This window comes from Pseudomonas sp. S150 (assembly GCF_004526365.1).
Lineage (GTDB): Bacteria > Pseudomonadota > Gammaproteobacteria > Pseudomonadales > Pseudomonadaceae > Aquipseudomonas > Aquipseudomonas putida_A.
In genome coordinates, this window is the sequence record NZ_CP038207.1 from 1,898,134 (window position 1) to 1,915,486 (window position 17,353).

The 17,353-nt window shown below is 60.5% G+C and carries 13 protein-coding genes and 2 tRNA genes; 3 read left to right on the forward strand and 12 right to left on the reverse strand.

The window, feature by feature from the left end:
* Positions 1 to 19: 19 nt before the first annotated feature.
* From E3Z29_RS08705 to rimO, 4 genes are all read right to left on the reverse strand, one after another.
* Positions 20 to 487 (reverse strand): DUF1456 family protein, encoded by a 468-nt coding sequence (locus tag E3Z29_RS08705; RefSeq protein ID WP_027611093.1) that lies wholly within the window; start codon positions 485 to 487, stop codon positions 20 to 22.
* 72 nt (positions 488 to 559) lie between these two features.
* Positions 560 to 1,270 (reverse strand): rRNA pseudouridine synthase, encoded by a 711-nt coding sequence (locus tag E3Z29_RS08710; protein WP_134785568.1) that lies wholly within the window; start codon positions 1,268 to 1,270, stop codon positions 560 to 562.
* 189 nt (positions 1,271 to 1,459) lie between these two features.
* Positions 1,460 to 1,933: a GNAT family N-acetyltransferase gene (locus E3Z29_RS08715; protein ID WP_134785569.1), complete on the reverse strand. Its 474-nt coding sequence runs from the start codon at positions 1,931 to 1,933 to the stop codon at positions 1,460 to 1,462.
* Positions 1,934 to 2,151: 218 nt separating this feature from the next.
* Positions 2,152 to 3,489 (reverse strand): 30S ribosomal protein S12 methylthiotransferase RimO, encoded by a 1,338-nt coding sequence (gene rimO / locus E3Z29_RS08720; protein ID WP_003222282.1) that lies wholly within the window; start codon positions 3,487 to 3,489, stop codon positions 2,152 to 2,154.
* Between the two features lie 349 nt (positions 3,490 to 3,838).
* On the opposite strand from rimO, the gene E3Z29_RS08725 reads away from it, so the two are divergent.
* Entirely contained in the window at positions 3,839 to 5,680 is a 1,842-nt protein-coding gene (locus E3Z29_RS08725; protein WP_372241221.1) for a potassium transporter Kup, read from the forward strand.
* A gap of 196 nt (positions 5,681 to 5,876) precedes the next feature.
* Here the strand turns inward: E3Z29_RS08725 and E3Z29_RS08730 are convergent, their stop codons facing one another.
* Positions 5,877 to 6,203 (reverse strand): DUF3077 domain-containing protein, encoded by a 327-nt coding sequence (locus tag E3Z29_RS08730; protein ID WP_134785571.1) that lies wholly within the window; start codon positions 6,201 to 6,203, stop codon positions 5,877 to 5,879.
* Between the two features lie 371 nt (positions 6,204 to 6,574).
* On the opposite strand from E3Z29_RS08730, the gene E3Z29_RS29350 reads away from it, so the two are divergent.
* The gene (locus E3Z29_RS29350; protein WP_167734055.1) at positions 6,575 to 6,721 is read left to right on the forward strand and encodes a hypothetical protein; all 147 of its coding nucleotides are present in this window, start codon (positions 6,575 to 6,577) and stop codon (positions 6,719 to 6,721) included.
* Between the two features lie 198 nt (positions 6,722 to 6,919).
* On the opposite strand, the gene E3Z29_RS08740 is transcribed toward E3Z29_RS29350, so the two are convergent.
* The 4 genes from E3Z29_RS08740 to E3Z29_RS08755 form a co-directional block, all read right to left on the reverse strand.
* Positions 6,920 to 8,212, reverse strand: coding sequence for a virulence factor family protein (locus E3Z29_RS08740; RefSeq protein ID WP_027611097.1), 1,293 nt, complete (start codon positions 8,210 to 8,212; stop codon positions 6,920 to 6,922).
* Entirely contained in the window at positions 8,212 to 10,851 is a 2,640-nt protein-coding gene (gene mprF / locus E3Z29_RS08745; protein ID WP_134785572.1) for a bifunctional lysylphosphatidylglycerol flippase/synthetase MprF, read from the reverse strand. Before mprF ends, E3Z29_RS08740 begins: the two co-directional genes overlap by 1 nt.
* 279 nt (positions 10,852 to 11,130) lie before the next feature.
* Positions 11,131 to 11,207: transfer RNA gene (locus tag E3Z29_RS08750), tRNA-Met, on the reverse strand.
* Between the two features lie 220 nt (positions 11,208 to 11,427).
* Positions 11,428 to 11,504, reverse strand: a tRNA-Met gene (locus E3Z29_RS08755).
* Positions 11,505 to 11,784: 280 nt separating this feature from the next.
* Here E3Z29_RS08755 and dinB point away from each other — a divergent pair.
* Positions 11,785 to 12,846, forward strand: coding sequence for a DNA polymerase IV (gene dinB, locus E3Z29_RS08760; RefSeq protein ID WP_098967529.1), 1,062 nt, complete (start codon positions 11,785 to 11,787; stop codon positions 12,844 to 12,846).
* A gap of 118 nt (positions 12,847 to 12,964) precedes the next feature.
* On the opposite strand, the gene E3Z29_RS08765 is transcribed toward dinB, so the two are convergent.
* The 3 genes from E3Z29_RS08765 to E3Z29_RS08775 all read right to left on the reverse strand — a co-directional run bounded on the left by E3Z29_RS08765 (position 12,965) and on the right by E3Z29_RS08775 (position 17,340).
* The gene (locus tag E3Z29_RS08765; RefSeq protein WP_134785573.1) at positions 12,965 to 13,918 is read right to left on the reverse strand and encodes a hypothetical protein; all 954 of its coding nucleotides are present in this window, start codon (positions 13,916 to 13,918) and stop codon (positions 12,965 to 12,967) included.
* Positions 13,919 to 13,935: 17 nt separating this feature from the next.
* Complete coding sequence (locus tag E3Z29_RS08770) at positions 13,936 to 15,651, reverse strand: proline--tRNA ligase (protein ID WP_134785574.1); 1,716 nt, start codon at positions 15,649 to 15,651, stop codon at positions 13,936 to 13,938.
* Between the two features lie 129 nt (positions 15,652 to 15,780).
* Positions 15,781 to 17,340 carry an AmpG family muropeptide MFS transporter gene (locus E3Z29_RS08775; RefSeq protein WP_134785575.1) on the reverse strand — a complete coding sequence of 520 codons (1,560 nt, stop codon included), beginning with the start codon at positions 17,338 to 17,340 and terminating at the stop codon, positions 15,781 to 15,783.
* Between the last annotated feature and the right edge of the window lie 13 nt (positions 17,341 to 17,353).

Genomic DNA, 17,353 nt, shown 5'->3' on the forward strand with positions numbered 1-17,353 from the left:
TCAGAGCTTGTGGCGCAGATCAGCCGCGAACGCGCAGGGTCAAGCCCTTGAGGAAGTTGCGCAGCAACTGGTCGCCGCACGCGCGGTAATTGGTGTGGCCGACCTTGCGGAACAGTGCGCTCAGCTCAGGCTTGGACACCGGGAACTCGGCTGCCTTGAGGATCGCGTGCATGTCGTCTTCCTTGAGTTCGAAGGCCACGCGCAGCTTCTTCAGGATGATGTTGTTGGTCACTGGCACTTCGATCGGCTGCGGCGGACGGCTTTCGTCCTTGCCGCGCTTGAACACCACCAGACCGTCGAGGAAGTGCGCCATGACTTCGTCCGGGCAGCGCACGAAGCCTTCTTCGTCTTCTTCTTTCTTGTCGAGGTACGCGACGACGTCTTTCAGCTCCACGTCCAGGCCGCCGAGCTTGATGATCTCGATGACTTTCTTGTCGCTGATGTCGAGCATGTAGCGCACGCTACGCAATACGTCGTTATGAATCATGTGGGTAATCCTGATAATCGTTGTGGGCAGCACGCAGGCGCGCTGCCGGAATGTGTGGCGGCAGTGGAAGCCTTAGAACTTCTCTTTGCCGGACAGGTAGCGCCATTGGCCCACCGGAACCTTGCCAATCGACACGCCGCCGATGCGGATGCGGCGGATGCCGACGACCTTCAGGCCAACCGCTTCGCAGAACTGCGCGATGATCCCCGGCTGCGGGTTCTTCATGGCGAAGCGCAGGCGGTTTTCGTTCTGCCAGCTGGCCTTGACCGGCGGCAGCTCCTTGCCCTTGTGGGTGAGGCCGTGCTGCAGGCGATTGAGGCCGTGGGCAACCATGTCGCCTTCGACCTCGACCACGTATTCCTGCTCGATCTTGGCCGCGTCGGCAGTCAGTTTGCGCAGCACTTTCCAGTCCTGAGTGAACACCAGCAGGCCGCTGGCCTTGGGCTGCAGATCGGCGCTGGCCGTCAGGCGCAGGAAGTGCCCGCGCAGCGGGCGTTTGCCGTAGCGATGCTCGTCGCTGAGGGTGTCGGCGCTGAGCGACTGCATGGCGGTGTCGACATCCATGCCGGCCGGCACGTTGAGCAGAATCGTGACCGGCTCCGGCGCGGTGGCCTGGGCGTCCTTGTCGAGCTCGACCTTCTGGTCGCCGACCTTGAATTGCGGTTCGTCGATCACTTCGCCGTCCACGGTGACCCAGCCGCCCTCAATGAACAGTTCGGCCTCCCGGCGGGAGCAACTGACCAGTTCGATGAGGCGTTTGGAGAGGCGAATCGGGTCAGTCATGACAGGGCCGTAACAAAAAAGGGGTGGGCATTGTACCTGCCTGGCGCCGGTTAAGCCCGGTTCCATTTCGGTAGGTGGTTTTTTGTAGGAGTGAGCCTGCTCGCGATTGCCGTCTGACATTCAGCATTGATGTCGGCTGGTCCGGCGCTATCGCGAGCAGGCTCACTCCTACAAGGGTACTTTGGTGTGTCAGGCGTGGCTTGAGCGCTGCTGGGTCTGCCGCAGGCGCATATGCAGCAACGGGTACGGCTGGCCCATGCCATCCACCTCCGAGCGGCCGATCACTTCAAAACCCTGCTTGAAATAAAATCCCAGTGCCTGCGGGTTCTGTTCGTTGACGTCGAGTTCATCGGCATTCAGATGTTGCATGGCGTAGTTGAGCAGTTTCTTGCCCAAGCCTTGGCCACGATACTCGGGATCGATGAACAGCATTTCGATCTTGCCCGCCGCCACCCCGGCGAATCCGGTGATGCGCTGGTTGGCGTCCTTGGTACAGATCAGCATCACTGCATCCAGGTAACGCGTGAGCACCAGATTACGCAGCAACTCGATGTAGCTGTCCGGCAGGAAATCATGGGTCGCGCGAACCGAGGCCTCCCAGACCCGGGTCAGTTCCTGATAATCGCTGAGTTTCGGCGTGTGAATGACCGAATGCTGACGCATGCCCGATGGCCTCTTGTTCGTTTCAAGGGAGTCCTTCCCCCGGTAAACCATAGCCGTAAAAAAGCCCCGCATCTCGTAAAAAAGAGCGGGGCTTTTGATGACACGACTATCCCCTGTGGGAGCGGGCTTGCTCGCGAAAGCAGTGTATCCGTCGACATACCAGTGTCTGATACACCGCCTTCGCGAGCAAGCCCGCTCCCACAGGTACTTCGTGGTGTTTAGATCTGCTCAGCCCACAGGTCGTATTCGTCAGCGTCAGTCACCTTGCACCAGACCTTGTCGCCCGGCTTGAGGTTGCTGCCGTTGTCGATGAATACGTTACCGTCGATTTCCGGGGCATCGAAGAAGCAGCGGCCGACGGCGCCTTGCTCGTCGACTTCGTCCACCAGCACTTCGATCTCGCGGCCGATGCGCATTTGCAGGCGTGCCGAGCTGATCGCCTGCTGGTGCGCCATGAAGCGCTCCCAACGGTCCTGCTTGACGTCGTCCGGTACCACTTCCAGGTCCAGATCATTGGCAGGGGCGCCGTCTACCGGCGAGTACTGGAAGCAGCCGACGCGGTCGAGCTGGGCTTCGGTCAGCCAGTTCAGCAGGTACTGGAAGTCTTCTTCGGTTTCGCCCGGGAAGCCGACGATGAAGGTCGAACGGATGATCAGGTCCGGGCAGATCTCGCGCCAGTTCTTGATCCGCGCCAGAGTCTTGTCTTCGAACGCCGGGCGTTTCATCGCCTTCAGGACTTTCGGGCTGGCGTGCTGGAACGGGATGTCCAGGTACGGCAGGATCTTGCCGGCGGCCATCAGCGGGATCAACTCGTCGACGTGCGGGTACGGGTAAACGTAGTGCAGACGGACCCACACGCCCAAGGTGCTCAGCGCTTCGCAGAGTTCGGTCATGCGGGTTTTCACCGGCGCGCCGTTCCAGAAACCGGTGCGGTATTTCACGTCGACACCGTAGGCGCTGGTGTCTTGCGAAATCACCAGCAGCTCTTTGACGCCGGATTTGACCAGACGCTGGGCTTCGTCGAGTACATCACCCACCGGACGGCTGACCAGTTTGCCGCGCATCGACGGGATGATGCAGAAGCTGCAGCTGTGGTTGCAGCCTTCGGAAATCTTCAGGTAGGCGTAGTGACGCGGAGTCAGCTTGATGCCTTGCGGCGGCACCAGGTCGATCAGCGGGTTGTGATCCTGACGCGGCGGCACCACTTCGTGCACCGCGTTGACCACTTGCTCGTACTGCTGCGGACCGGTCACGGCCAGCACGCTCGGGTGTACGTCGCGGATGTTGCCTTCTTCCACGCCCATGCAACCGGTGACGATCACCTTGCCGTTTTCCTTGATCGCTTCACCGATCACTTCCAGCGACTCAGCCTTGGCCGAGTCGATGAAGCCGCAGGTGTTGACCACCACCACGTCGGCGTCCTGATAGGTGGACACCACGTCATAGCCTTCCATACGCAGCTGGGTCAGGATGCGCTCGGAGTCGACCAGTGCTTTCGGGCAACCCAGAGATACGAAGCCAACCTTTGGATTGGCCGGCGCAGGAGTGGTGGACATGTCTAACCTCGGTGTTTTGTGACGTCGCTTGCCGTGTGGGAAAGTCGACGGATGGGCGCTTAGGGTGCGCCTCTGATCAAAAAGTGCGCAATTCTAGCGATGAGCAACGCACTTGACCAGCTTTATGCAGGGAAATACGACGAGTGCTGCGCTATGCTTCGCGCCGTTGAGCTTTACCAATTTTTTACAGTCAACAAAACGTCTGTAACAACAGGTAAAACAGCGCATGCTGCACCACAAAGCATAGTGCTTCATTCAAAGAAGCCGGTTCGAGAATCAGGAGTGTTGGATGGGTCAGGCAAGTAGTCAGGCGGCGGGCGCCGAGCATTCGGCTGCAAAACCGCTGAGCATGCTGGTCGCGGCAGTCGGGGTAGTTTACGGCGACATCGGCACGAGCCCGTTGTACACCCTCAAAGAAGTATTCGCCGGTCATTATGGGGTGCCGGTCAATCACGACGGCGTCTTCGGGATTCTGGCATTGATATTCTGGTCGCTGATCTGGGTCGTCACGATCAAGTACGTGTTGTTCGTCTTGCGGGCCGACAACCAGGGCGAAGGGGGGATCATGGCGCTGACCGCCCTGGCGCGACGCGCATCCAGCCGCTATCCCAAATTGCAGACGGTGCTGGTGATCCTGGGATTGATCGGTGCCGCACTGTTTTACGGCGACAGCATGATCACCCCGGCGATTTCCGTATTGTCGGCGGTGGAAGGTCTGGAGCTGGCATTCGATGGCCTGGAGCGCTGGGTGGTGCCGATGGCGCTGGTGGTCCTGGTCGGACTGTTCCTGATCCAGAAACACGGCACCGATCGCATCGGCAAGCTGTTTGGCCCGGTGATGGTCGTGTGGTTCCTGGTGCTGGGTGGGCTGGGTGTCAGCGGGATCGTCAGGCACCCTGAAGTCTTGAATGCGCTGAACCCGATCTGGGGCGTGCGTTTCTTCATGGTTCACCCGGGCATGGGTGTGGCGATTCTCGGTGCGGTGGTGCTGGCGCTGACCGGTGCTGAAGCCCTGTATGCCGACATGGGCCACTTCGGGCGCAAGCCGATTGCCCGTGCCTGGCTGGTGCTGGTGCTGCCGGCGTTGGTGCTGAACTACTTCGGTCAGGGCGCATTGCTCCTGGAAAACCCGGAAGCGGCACGTAACCCGTTTTACCTGCTGGCGCCGAACTGGGCACTGGTGCCTTTGGTGGTGCTGGCAACCCTGGCCACGGTGATCGCTTCGCAAGCGGTGATTTCCGGTGCGTTTTCGCTGACCCGTCAAGCAATTCAGCTTGGCTACATTCCGCGCATGCACATTCAGCACACATCCAGTGCCGAACAGGGGCAGATCTATATTGGTGCGGTGAACTGGGCGCTGATGGTCGGCGTAATTCTGCTGGTGATCGGTTTCGAGTCCTCCGGCGCATTGGCGTCTGCCTACGGCGTGGCAGTGACGGGCACCATGCTGATCACCAGTATTCTGGTGGCTGCGGTGATCCTGCTGCTATGGAAATGGCCACCGCTGCTGGCGGTGCCGATTCTGCTTGGTTTCCTGCTGGTCGATGGCATGTTCTTCGCGGCCAACGTGCCGAAGATCATTCAGGGCGGTGCCTTCCCGGTGCTGGCGGGGATCGTGTTGTTCATCCTGATGACCACCTGGAAACGCGGCAAGGAGCTGCTGGTCGATCGCCTCGACGAAGGCGCGCTGCCGCTGCCGATCTTCATCAGCAGCATCCGCGTGCAACCGCCGCACCGTGTGCAGGGCACCGCGGTGTTCCTCACCGCGCGTTCCGACGCCGTGCCGCATGCGCTGTTGCACAACCTGCTGCACAACCAGGTGCTGCACGAGCAAGTGGTGCTGCTGACCGTGGTCTACGAAGACATCCCGCGTGTGCCGCCATCGCGCCGCTTCGAGGTCGAGGCCCACGGCGAAGGCTTCTTCCGCGTCATCCTGCACTTCGGCTTCACCGACGAGCCGGATGTGCCGCAGGCGTTGAAGCTGTGCCATCTGGATGATCTGGACTTCAGCCCGATGCGCACCACCTACTTCCTCAGCCGCGAAACGGTGATCGCCTCGAAACTCGAAGGCATGGCCCGCTGGCGCGAGGCGCTGTTTGCGTTCATGTTGAAGAATGCCAACGGCAACCTGCGTTTCTTCAATCTGCCGCTGAACCGGGTGATTGAGTTGGGGACGCAGGTCGAGATGTAACCCCGCCTCAACTGAAAAGCCCCCGTCAGCTTCAAGGCTGGCGGGGGCTTTTTTGTGCCCGCACATAAACCTCTAACCCACTGCAAATCCCCTGTGGGAGCGAGCTTGCTCGCGAAGGCCGAGTGTCAGTCGAGACATGTGGTGGCTGATTCACCGCATTCGCGAGCAAGCTCGCTCCCACAAGGATTCTGTGGTGTCAGTGGCTTTCAGGCAATTCTTCTTCAGATTCGGTCTTCGTCCGCGCAGGTCGCGGCATCAGCGCTTGGATCACGTCATCAATCAAGGCTTTGCCCATCACCGTCAGGTAATGCGCAGCCCAGGCATGGCGGTCGGTGTATTTGATGAAGGCAGCGTCCTCGGCGAAGGATTTGGCGAGGGACAGCAGGTCGGAGGATTGGGACAGGGCATCGATGATCGGGATGCCGGCGCGGACGTTGAAGAACGCTTGATCCGAGTGGTAGAGGAAGGGGGTGAAGCCGATGGTTTTAATGTTTGCGGGTCCGTGCAGATCAGTTTCGGTCATCGTGTTACTCCTTGGTTCGAAGTGCCGCGACTTTCGTTACCACACGAAAGGGAGGCGACTGTACGCAGGGTGGTAAACCGGGAACCAAGGAAACCGGCACGCTCGAAAGCGTCCCACGCACAGCCGCCATTACTCGATGAGCGGGCTCTTGCGCTGGGTTCTCCGGGTTACCACACCCGATCGCTGAATGGGTCAGCGACGTCCGGAGAGTATCTCGTCAAAAAACAGCGCAATAGAGCCGCAAAGCGCCCGAACACGAGTTTCGGAGTTTGCCTACAAGGTCTGTGGGCGTCATCTGATATTGAGAAACTGGAAGTAAACGATACTAAACGTCTGACACGAACTGGCGTGTGCAAATGAGCGAGACGCGTATGACTGCATCATCGAAACAAGAAAAGCAGGATGATCTCGAGAACCTTCGGATTGAAGCGCAAGCTATGGAGCGATTGATCAACTTCGATCCGGCACAAGCGATCAGCCATGACTATATGCGGGCAAGATACGCTTGCAAGGATTGATGATTATTTGAATTCAGCGCAATTCCCTTGTAGGAGTGAGCCTGCTCGCGATAGCGGTGTGTCAGTTGGCAACTAGGTGGCTGACACTCCGCTATCGCGAGCAGGCTCACTCCTACAGGGGAATGGGTTAGTCGTCCGAGATGTAAAAAGCCCCCGCAACTGCGAAGTTGCGGGGGCTTTTTGTTCTGCCGGCGCAGATCACTCTGTCGGCTGATCCTTGCTCTGACGCTTCTCGATCAGGTCCACCAGACGCTTGGCCAGCGCCGGGTAGTTCTCGTCGAAGTGGTGGCCGCCAGGCAGTTTCACCGCTTCGCCGACTGCCGTCTTGTCGGTGCAGCCGCTTTCGTCGGTTTCTTCGGCGCCGTAGATGCACACTACTTTGGCCGCTGGCAACTTGGCCATTTCCGGGCCGGTGGCGGCTTCTTTGCCGGCGTTGCCGAGCCAGCCTTCGACTTCGATTTCGAAGCTGCCGGTGCGGGCGAAAGCCAGCAGGATGATGGCGTCGACGCGTTGCTGCTCGGTGTCCGGCAGGCGGTTGTAGATCGCTGGCAGGACGTCGGCACCGAACGAGTAACCGGTCAGGATGAAGCGTTTAGTGCCCCATTTCTGCCGGTAGTGCTGCATCAGTTCGGTCAGGTCCAGGGCGCTTTGCTCAGGGCTCTTGTGCTGCCAGTAGTAGCGCAGGGTGTCGATGCCGACCACCGGGTAGCCAATCTTGGCCATCTCGCCCGCTACGTCGCGGTCGAGGTCGCGCCAGCCGCCGTCACCGGAGAGGAACAGCGTGACGGTGTCTTTGGCCTGACCGGCCGGCACTTCCACCACCGGGATTGCCAGACCGCCGTTGGCCTTGTCGCCGCCGACGAGGATCTTGCGCAGCTCGTTGTTCAGCACCTGCGGCAGGTTGATGTCGTAGTCGCTGATGCTGGTTTCGGCGTTCGGTTGATCGCGCACGAAACCGGCGCTGGTGTCGTCCGGGTTGTCGTTCCACGCCACCAGCCAGTGGCCATGAGCCGCGGATTTCGGCAGCAGGTGAGTGCAACCGGGTTTTTCCAGCGCCAGGTCAACCGAGATCGCCTGGGCCTTGTCGTCCTTCTGCTCGGACAACCAGCGCCAGGCCAGTACCGCGCCAGGGCCGATACCGCTGACCAGCGTGGCCGGGCCATTCAGTTCGCGCAGGCCGGTTTGCAGGGCGCGGCTCTGTTGCAGGCAGTCCTTGGGCAGAATCACCTGAACGATCTGCGCCGAGGCGCTGCGGCTCAAGGTGCTCAGTTGGTTGTCGGTCAGCTTCTGGTCGTCATTGACCGCGACCAGCACCTGCGCTTTGGGCTGAGTGCCGGGTATGACGCGGGTCATGACCGTGCCGTCGGCGGCCGTCAGTGGTTGCAGAGTCGGTTGCGGTGCCGGGCGTTTGAGGTACCAGTAACCACCGCCGGCAATCACGGCCAGCACGATCAGTGCGGCCAGGATGTACTTCAGGGAGCGTTGAATCATCAGCGTTTCACCAATCCAGTCAAGCCGCCCGCGATCAGGGCAGCAGTATCGGCCAGCGCCACCAGCGGATCGAGTCCGGCGGGCACTGCCATATAACGGGGTTCCCAGTCAGGCTGGAACTTGTCTTTGAAGCGGCGCAAGCCTTGGAAGTTGTACAGCTGCTCACCACGGCGGAAGACCATCGAGCCCAGACGCTGGGTCAGCGGTGCACCACGCCGGGGTTGCAACCCCGACAACGGCACCATGCCCAGGCTGAAGCGCGCGTATCCGTGACTCTTATAGTGTTGAATCAAACCGACCATCAGGAATTCCATGGTCAGCTTGGGGGCGTCCGGGTGCGAGCGCATCAGGTCGAGACTGGCCAGGTCATGGCTGAAAGTCTCGAGCAGGTTGGCGAACGCCACCGGGCGACCTTCGAAGCGAATCACCGCAATACGGAAATGCTTCAGGTAATCGTCGCTGAAACGACCGAGGGAGAAACCTTTCTCGCGCACATTCTTGCCGGTCAGCCACGCATCGGAAATCACTTTCAACTCGTCCATCGGCGCCTGGCCCGGCTCATGGATTTCCAGCGACAGACCATCGCGAGTGCCACGGTTCCAGGTGTAGCGCAGGTCCTTCATCTCTTTGCCCTTGGCTTCCAGGTCAAAGCGCAGCAGATCGACCCGGGCTTCTTCGCCAAGCTTGATCGCGGTCAGGCCGATGTCCATGTAGTACGGCAGGTTCTCCGCGCGCACTTGGTAGAACACAGGGCGGGCGTGATGGATGTCGCACAGGTCGCGGAACTGCCAGATCATCTCGGCGCGTTGCTGGCCGGGGCCGATCGGGTCGTACAGCGCCACCAGGCTGCGGCCACGGCGGGCGTACATCAGGAAGGCTTCGTCGTTCTGGTGAAACAGCAACGCTTTGTCACCGGTCAGCGCGAGGCCGCCATCGGGTTGCGACGAAGCCATCAGGATTTTCGCGGCGCGATCCAGTTCGTCCGGGGTCGGCAGGTGGATCACCGGGCGCGCGGTGCGCAGCAGCCAGGTCAGCGCGATCACCAGTAACAGCACGGCGGCGCCGAGCAACGAACGCAAGCCGCGCGGGGCGTCTGCGTCGAGGGTGAACTGCCACCACAGTTGATGGCTGTACGGCACGTCCTGATAGGCGAACAGCAGCAACCAGGTCGAGGCGCCCAACACGCAAAGGCTGGCCACCAGATACAGCGGCGAGAACGGCAGTTCGGTCAGGCGGCTCGGGCGATAGAACGAACGACGGAACACTCCTAGCAACGCGGCGGTGAGTGTCATCAGCGTGGCTTCTTCCCAGTCGAAGCCTTTGAGCAGCGAGAGCAGGGCGCCGACCAGCAACAGAATGGTGGTCAGCATCCACGCGGCTGACAGGCGACGGCGCAGGCCCTGCGCCAGCATCAGGCACAGCACACCGATCAGGCTGGCGCCGAAGTGCGAGGCGTCAACCAGACGATGCGGGATCAGAAAACCGATGTGTTCAAGACGGGTGTCGATTTCCGGGGTGGCACCGGAAAACAGCAGCACCACGCCGGACAGAAACACCAGCACCGCCAGAATCGGCGCGGCCAGACCGGATGCGGCGCGCATGGTCTGGGTCTGGAACAGGCGCTGGCCTTCGTTGATCAGCAAGAACAGGCAGGCCACCAGCAGCGGCAGCACGACGTAGATCAGACGGTAGAGCAGCAGGGCGGCGGCGAGTGGCGCGGCCCCGAGGGTGTCGGCAAACGCGGCAAGCAGGATCGCTTCAAAAACCCCGACACCGCCAGGCACATGGCTGAGGACGCCGGCGGCCAGGGCCAGCAGGTACACCAGCAGGAACGCGCCGAACGGCGGGGCTTCCGGCAGCAGCAGATAAAGCACGGTGGCCGCTGCGGCGACGTCGAGGGCGGTGATGATCAGTTGCAGGAAGGTCAGGCGTCGGCCCGGCAGGCGCAGCGTCCGGCGACCGGCCCTGACCAGCAGGTTGTCGCGGTACGGCTGCTCCGGCAGGCGGCGGCGATAGATGCCGATCGCCAGAATAGCGCCGAGACCCAGCACCACCATGGCAATCGTGCCGAGCAGGCCTTCCGACAGGCCCAGTGCGGCGGAGGCGGCGGGCAGGTCACTCAGGGTCGCGAGAGCCGCCAGCGGTGGCAGGGCGCAACCCAGCGACAGGCTGGCGAACAGCGTCATGTGCGCGACTTCGGAGGCGCCCAGCCCATGGCGTGCATATAAACGGTAGCGCACCGAGCCGCCGGACAGCAGCGACAGGCCGATGGCGTTGCCAATCGCAAATGCGGTAAAGCCGCCCAGCGCCAGAGTGCGCGGCGGCAGTGTCACGCCGGCATAGCGGCTGGCCGACCATTCATAGCCCAGCAATATGATGAAGCCGACCACCGTAGCAGCCACTGCGCCGAGCAGGGCCGGTTTCGGCACCGCCAGGATCGAGTCATGCAGGGCATACAGATCGAGTTCGCTCAGCAGATGGCGGCAGGCAATCAGCGCAATGGCAAACAGCAGCAACGTGACCGCCAGACCGATCGGCTGGCGATATTTGCTCAACCGATCCAGCAAGCGCAGGCGCTCGGGTTTGATCGGATGTTCTGCTGTGACGGTGTCTTGTGAATCAGACGAGTTGGCGCGCATCAATCACCTCTTGGATTGTGCGCGACAGGATGGAGGTATCCAGCCAAGTTACCAATCCCTGTAGAAAAAAATAATCACAAAATACTACGCCTCTCATCCGGGATCGGCGAGGGCGGGTCATGGATTGCAGACGTCTTGCCTGCGACTCAAGCATAGTCGCAACTCGGCGGGTCTGATGATCCTGAGCGTTTCACTGCAGCGTGACAGATCATTGTTGCGAAAGGACTTTTTCCACAGATACAAAAAAGGCCACTCTTTCGAGCAGCCTTTTTTGATGTTTGGTTGCGGGAGCCGGATTTGAACCGACGACCTTCGGGTTATGAGCCCGACGAGCTACCAGACTGCTCCATCCCGCGTCTGTGTGGCGGCATTCTACAGGCGAACGGCGAGGTGTCAACCGCTAATCCCGTAAAGGGTCAAATAAGTGTGAATTTGCGTCAAACGGTCGCAGCGGCGCGGTAAGTTTCGGAAATGCAACGAATTCCTGTTCGCCCGGATGTGCGTGATGCAGAGGCTGGTCTGAAAAACAGACAGACACAAAAAAGGCCACTCTTTCGAGTAGCCTTTTTTGATGTTTGGTTGCGGGAGCCGGATTTGAACCGACGACCTTCGGGTTATGAGCCCGACGAGCTACCAGACTGCTCCATCCCGCGTCTGTGTGTCGGCATTCTACAGAGGATCGCCGGGGTGTCAACCTTGAATCTGGATAAATCTGTTCCTGTTCAATCGGTTAGCGCTTTTTCCAGTGCAGGAGACGGGCGCGCAGGGCAGGTGGGGCAAGGCTTTCAGCTCTATCGTTCGATGATTCTCGATTGAGAAAATAAATTCATGGTTGTTTTCCTACAACCTGAAAAGAACCTTCAGACCACTGGTGCTATATACAGGTGCGAGTGAGATACTGCGTTTCCGGCTCGCCATGTTTCCTTTTCTGTCATGACCCAGCGAAAAATCATCCACGTCGACTGTGACTGTTTCTACGCCGCCATCGAGATGCGCGACGACCCGAACCTGGCCGGCAAACCGCTGGCGGTGGGCGGGTCGGCGGATCGGCGTGGGGTCATTGCCACCTGCAACTATGAAGCGCGGGCGTATGGCGTACGTTCGGCAATGTCGTCCGGGCATGCCTTGAAGCTGTGTCCCGACCTGACCATCGTCAAGCCGCGCATGGAGGCCTATCGCGAAGCCTCGAAGGAAATCCATACGATCTTTCGCGATTACACCGATCTGATCGAGCCACTGTCGCTTGATGAGGCCTACCTCGACGTCTCCGACAGCGCGCATTTTGGCGGCAGTGCCACGCGCATCGCGCAGGATATCCGCCGGCGGGTCTCCAATCAGTTGCACATCACCGTGTCTGCGGGCGTGGCCCCGAACAAGTTTCTGGCCAAAATCGCCAGCGACTGGAAGAAGCCCAACGGGTTGTTCGTGATTACTCCGGACCAGGTCGAGGATTTCGTCAGTGGCTTGCCGGTGAGCAAGTTGCACGGCGTCGGCAAAGTCACTGCCGACAAGCTGGGCAAGCTCGGTATCGTCGATTGCCTGCAACTGCGCGAGTGGGACAAGTTGGCGCTGGTGCGTGAATTCGGCAGTTTCGGTGAGCGACTCTGGAGTCTGGCCCGTGGGATCGATGACCGGTTGGTGCACAACGACAGCCGCCGACAGTCAATCAGCGTGGAAAACACCTACGACGTCGATCTGCCGGATCTGCGCAGTTGCCTCGACAAGCTGCCGGAGTTGCTGGAAACCCTGAAAACCCGCATGGAGCGGATCGACAGCAGTTATCGACCGGGCAAGCCGTTCGTCAAAGTGAAGTTCCATGACTTTACCCAGACCACACTGGAGCAGGCCGGGGCAGGGCGCGATCTGGGCAGTTATCAGTTGATGTTGACCCAGGCGTTCAACCGTGGCGGGAAGCCGGTGCGGTTGTTGGGTGTGGGGGTGAGACTTGAGGATTTGCGCGGTGGGTTTGAGCAGATGGAGTTGTTTGAGCGCTAATTGCTGCGGTGTTGCTGATGCCGCTTTCGCGAGCAAGCCCGCTCCCACATTTGATCGAGTTCCTTCAGTGGAATGCAATCAACTGTGGGAGCGGGCTTGCTCGCGAAGCTTTTCAGCCTTAATTCGGTCCCGGATCAGCGACCAGACGCCCCGCATCCTTGGTCAGCGACTTGAGAAACTCGGCCTGCAACTCAGGATCGTTGCGCGTCAGTTCAATGAGGCTTTGTTCCAGCTCGCTGGCCTCTTCCTCCAGACCCAGTTCCGACAGACGCTTGACCCGGTGGACCCACTGGCTCACTTCGTCGTCTTCCAGATCGTCATAAATCAACCCGTGCGCTTCGAGCAACTTGCTGCGCAAATGGCTGCTGATCGCCAGGGATGAGTCGCTGTGCACGTCATCCTTGCCGTCTTCGACGCTGATCTGCAGCTTGCCGATATGATTCAGGTCATTTTCGGCGAACGGACTGTCCAGCAGGTTCAGGCGCAGCACGCCGTTGCGGTCAGTGGTCATGTCGAAGGTCTGCTTGCCGGCCTTGACCTGCACCGGACGCTCGCTCCACGGCAGGCTCGAATACTCCGTGCGTTTGTCGCGCTGGACTTCATCGATACCGGCCAGGTTCTGTTGCGCACGACCGTGGGACTGCACGTTCATGAACGGGTTGACCCCGGCAATGCCGTAGTTCAACCAGTCCTTGGTCACGCTGTCCGGCAGGCTGCCCAGAGCGAATACGTTGACCACATTGGCGCCAATACCGGCGACCACGGCCACTGCACCCAGCGGAATCTCGTAGATTTCGCGCCAGGGCTGATAAGGCGTGTAGCGATCGTAACGACGGGTGACCTCAAACTCGGTGACTTCGAAGGTCTTCTGTTCGTTGATTTTCACGCGACGCTGCGGCAGTTCGAGCACCTTAGGCTCACCGACATCGATCTGCAGGCTGTGATCAAGCAGTTTGCGCTCGACCCGCTCTTCGTGCTCGCTGCGCTGTGACATCTGATTGGCACAGCCGCTGACCAGCAGGGCGCCGCACAAGGCGGCGCCACCGAGGCCCAAGGTGTTTCGCTTGAACATGAGGTCTCTATCTGGATTCAGCGGCGGATACGGGCCTGAAGGAAGGACAGCACATCGGCAACCGGCAGCGCTTGCGCTTCGGCCTCGGTGCGGCTCTTGTATTCCAGGTTGCCTTCGGCGAGGCCGCGGTCACTGACCACGATCCGGTGAGGAATGCCGATCAGTTCCATGTCCGCGAACTTGATGCCCGGGCTGGTTTTCTTGTCGCGATCGTCCAGCAACACTTCGAAACCGGCCGCCGTCAGTTCTGCGTACAGCTTGTCAGTGGCTTCGCGCACCTGCTCGGTTTCATAACGCAGCGGCACCAGAGCGATCTGGAACGGCGCCAGGGTGTCGCTCCAGATGATGCCTTTCTCGTCGTTGTTCTGCTCGATGGCGGCAGCGACCACGCGGGATACGCCGATACCGTAGCAACCCATTTCCAGGGTAACCGGTTTGCCGTTCTCGCCCAGCACTTCGCACTTCATCGCCTTGCTGTACTTGTTGCCCAGCTGGAAGATGTGCCCGACTTCGATGCCGCGCTTGATTTCCAGGGTGCCTTTGCCATCCGGGCTTGGGTCGCCGGCGACGACGTTACGCAGGTCGGCGACGGTCGGAACCGGCAGATCGCGCTCCCAGTTCACGCCGAAGTAGTGCTTGTCGTCGATGTTCGCGCCGATACCGAAGTCGCTCATCAGTTCGACCGAGCGGTCGATGATGATTGGCAGTGGCAGGTTCAGCGGGCCGAGCGAACCGGCGCCGGCGCCAATGGCGTCACGCAGTTCGGCATCGGAAGCCATGACCAGCGGGCTGGCAACGCCCGGCTGCTGGGCGGCCTTGATTTCGTTCAGCTCGTGGTCGCCACGGATGACCAGGGCAATCAGCTTGCCTGGCTCTTCGGCGTGGACGATCAGGGTCTTGATGGTCTTTTCAATCGGCAGATTGAATTTTTCCACCAGGGCGGCAATGGTCTTGGTATCTGGGGTGTCGACCAGGCGCAGCTCTTCGGTCGGTGCTGGACGCGAGGTTTCGCGTGGCACAGCCTCGGCTTTCTCGATGTTCGCGGCGTAGTCGGAGCCGTTGCTGAAGACGATATCGTCTTCGCCGGACTCGGCCAGTACGTGGAATTCATGGGAGCCAGCGCCACCGATCGAACCGTTGTCGGCTTCAACCGGACGGAATTTCAGACCCAGACGGGTGAACACGTTGCAGTACGCCTGATGCATGCGGTCGTAGGTGACCTGCAGCGAAGCCTGATCGGCGTGGAACGAGTAGGCGTCCTTCATGATGAATTCACGGCCGCGCATCAAACCGAAGCGTGGGCGGATTTCGTCACGGAATTTGGTCTGGATCTGGTACAGGTTGATCGGCAGCTGCTTGTAGCTGCTCAACTCGTTGCGCATCAGATCGGTGATCACTTCTTCGTGGGTCGGGCCCGCGCAGAAGTCGCGACCGTGGCGGTCTTTGATACGCAGCAGCTCAGGGCCGTATTCTTCCCAGCGCCCCGATTCCTGCCACAGCTCGGCCGGTTGGGTGCTCGGCATCAACACTTCAAGAGAACCGGCAGCGTTCATTTCTTCGCGAACGATGGCTTCAACCTTTCGCATTACCCGCAAGCCCATCGGCAGCCAGGTGTACAGGCCCGAAGCGAGTTTGCGGATCATGCCGGCGCGCAGCATCAGCTGATGGCTGACGACGACCGCATCGGAAGGCGTTTCTTTCTGTGTGGCGAGCAAAAATTGACTGGTGCGCATGGTTGGCCGTTGTCGGTTGCTATGACTGGAAATGACGGAGCAGTGTACCGGCGAGATTTGCCGACGTACAGGATTGCGCTCGGCGGTGAGGCTCAACGGCGGGAATCCTCCCGCCGTTGCTGAAATGTCCTACGACTCTTCGACCACGGTGGTCGGCACAGGCTCGGGCGTTGGTGTCGGGCCTTCGCGGCGGTTTTCCTGAAACCAGTGCAGGGCGATCAGCACCAGGGTCGGCACGCCGAGCAGCGCCGTGATCATGAAGAAGTTGTGGTAGCCGAACTTCTCGACCATTACCCCGGAATAACCGCCGATCAGGCGCGGCAGCAACAGCATGATCGAGCTAAGCAGGGCGTACTGGGTGGCCGAGAACTTCAGGTTGGTCAGGCTCGACAGGTAGGCGACGAAGGCTGAGGTCGCCATGCCCGAACTGAAGTTGTCGAGGGAGATGGTCACCACCAGCATCTGCAGGTTCGGGCCCATGTCAGCCAGCATCACGAACAGCAGGTTGGTTGCCGCCGAAGCTGCGCCGCCAATGAACAGGATCGGCAGGATGCCGAAGCGCACGATCAGCAGGCCGCCCATCCCGGCGCCGAGGAGGGTCATGATCAGGCCGAAGATCTTGCTGACGCTGGCGATCTGATCCTTGGTGAAGCCCTGGTCGATATAGAACACGTTGGCCATCACGCCCATCACCGTATCGGACATCCGGTAAGTGGCGATCAGCCCGAGCAACAGCAACGCCTGCCAGCGGTAGCGCAGGATGAAGTCGTTGACCGGGGTCAGCACCGGCGCCAGGCCGCGACGGCCCATGGTCGACAGGCACAGGCCGGTGAGCAGGGTGTAGAGGATGGCGCGCAGGAAGGCGCGGTCTTCGAGCAACAGGTCGAGCGGGCTCATATTGCCGAACAGCACGCCGGCGAAATCGGTGTTGTAGAGCTGGGTGAACATCGCCGGAACCGACACCAGCAACACGATCAGCACGAATACCGAGGCCAGTTGATGCCCGAAACTGTAGCGGCCGGCCTGCAACTGCGTGCGCAGTGGCACTGGCGGTTCGCGCATCAGCAGCGAGGTCAGCAGGGCAGGGATCATCAATACCCCGAACAGGGCGTAGGTGCCGGTCCAGGCCGAGTGTTGATAGTTGAAACCGGTGGAGCCGAAGCCTTCGGCAAAGAACAGCGCGCCCGCCGTGGCGAGCAGGGCGGCGACGCGGTAGCCGGACATGTAACTGGCAGCCAGCGCGGCCTGGCGGCTGTCGTCAGCGATTTCCAGGCGATAGGCGTCGACAGCGATGTCTTGGGTGGCGGAGGCGAAGGCGACGATGACGGCAATGGCGATCAGCCAGGACAGGTGTTTCTGCGGATCACAGAAGCCCATGCCGATCAGCCCCAGAATCACCAGGGTCTGCGAGAGCACCAGCCACGAACGGCGGCGGCCAAGCTTGCCCAATAAAGGCAGGCGCCATTGGTCGAGCAGCGGTGACCACACCCATTTGAAGGCGTAGGCCAGGCCGATCAGGCTGGCGTAGCCGATGGTTTCACGGGCAACACCGGCTTCACGCAGCCAGACGGAAAGCGTCGAAAATACCAGCATGTACGGCAGGCCGGCAGCAAAACCGAGCAACAACAGCACGAGCGTCGAAGGACTGGCATAGGCGGCGAGCGCGGCGCGCCAGGTTTTACGGGGCATGGGCTGAAGTCTG

Coding starts and splice junctions, on each gene's coding strand:
- E3Z29_RS08705 (WP_027611093.1), bottom strand. CDS start 487: ATGATTCATAACGACGTATTGCGTAGCGTGCGCTACATGCTCGACATC.
- E3Z29_RS08710 (WP_134785568.1), bottom strand. CDS start 1,270: ATGACTGACCCGATTCGCCTCTCCAAACGCCTCATCGAACTGGTCAGT.
- E3Z29_RS08715 (WP_134785569.1), bottom strand. CDS start 1,933: ATGCGTCAGCATTCGGTCATTCACACGCCGAAACTCAGCGATTATCAG.
- rimO (WP_003222282.1), bottom strand. CDS start 3,489: ATGTCCACCACTCCTGCGCCGGCCAATCCAAAGGTTGGCTTCGTATCT.
- E3Z29_RS08725 (WP_372241221.1), top strand. CDS start 3,839: ATGCTGGTCGCGGCAGTCGGGGTAGTTTACGGCGACATCGGCACGAGC.
- E3Z29_RS08730 (WP_134785571.1), bottom strand. CDS start 6,203: ATGACCGAAACTGATCTGCACGGACCCGCAAACATTAAAACCATCGGC.
- E3Z29_RS29350 (WP_167734055.1), top strand. CDS start 6,575: ATGACTGCATCATCGAAACAAGAAAAGCAGGATGATCTCGAGAACCTT.
- E3Z29_RS08740 (WP_027611097.1), bottom strand. CDS start 8,212: ATGATTCAACGCTCCCTGAAGTACATCCTGGCCGCACTGATCGTGCTG.
- mprF (WP_134785572.1), bottom strand. CDS start 10,851: ATGCGCGCCAACTCGTCTGATTCACAAGACACCGTCACAGCAGAACAT.
- dinB (WP_098967529.1), top strand. CDS start 11,785: ATGACCCAGCGAAAAATCATCCACGTCGACTGTGACTGTTTCTACGCC.
- E3Z29_RS08765 (WP_134785573.1), bottom strand. CDS start 13,918: ATGTTCAAGCGAAACACCTTGGGCCTCGGTGGCGCCGCCTTGTGCGGC.
- E3Z29_RS08770 (WP_134785574.1), bottom strand. CDS start 15,651: ATGCGCACCAGTCAATTTTTGCTCGCCACACAGAAAGAAACGCCTTCC.
- E3Z29_RS08775 (WP_134785575.1), bottom strand. CDS start 17,340: ATGCCCCGTAAAACCTGGCGCGCCGCGCTCGCCGCCTATGCCAGTCCT.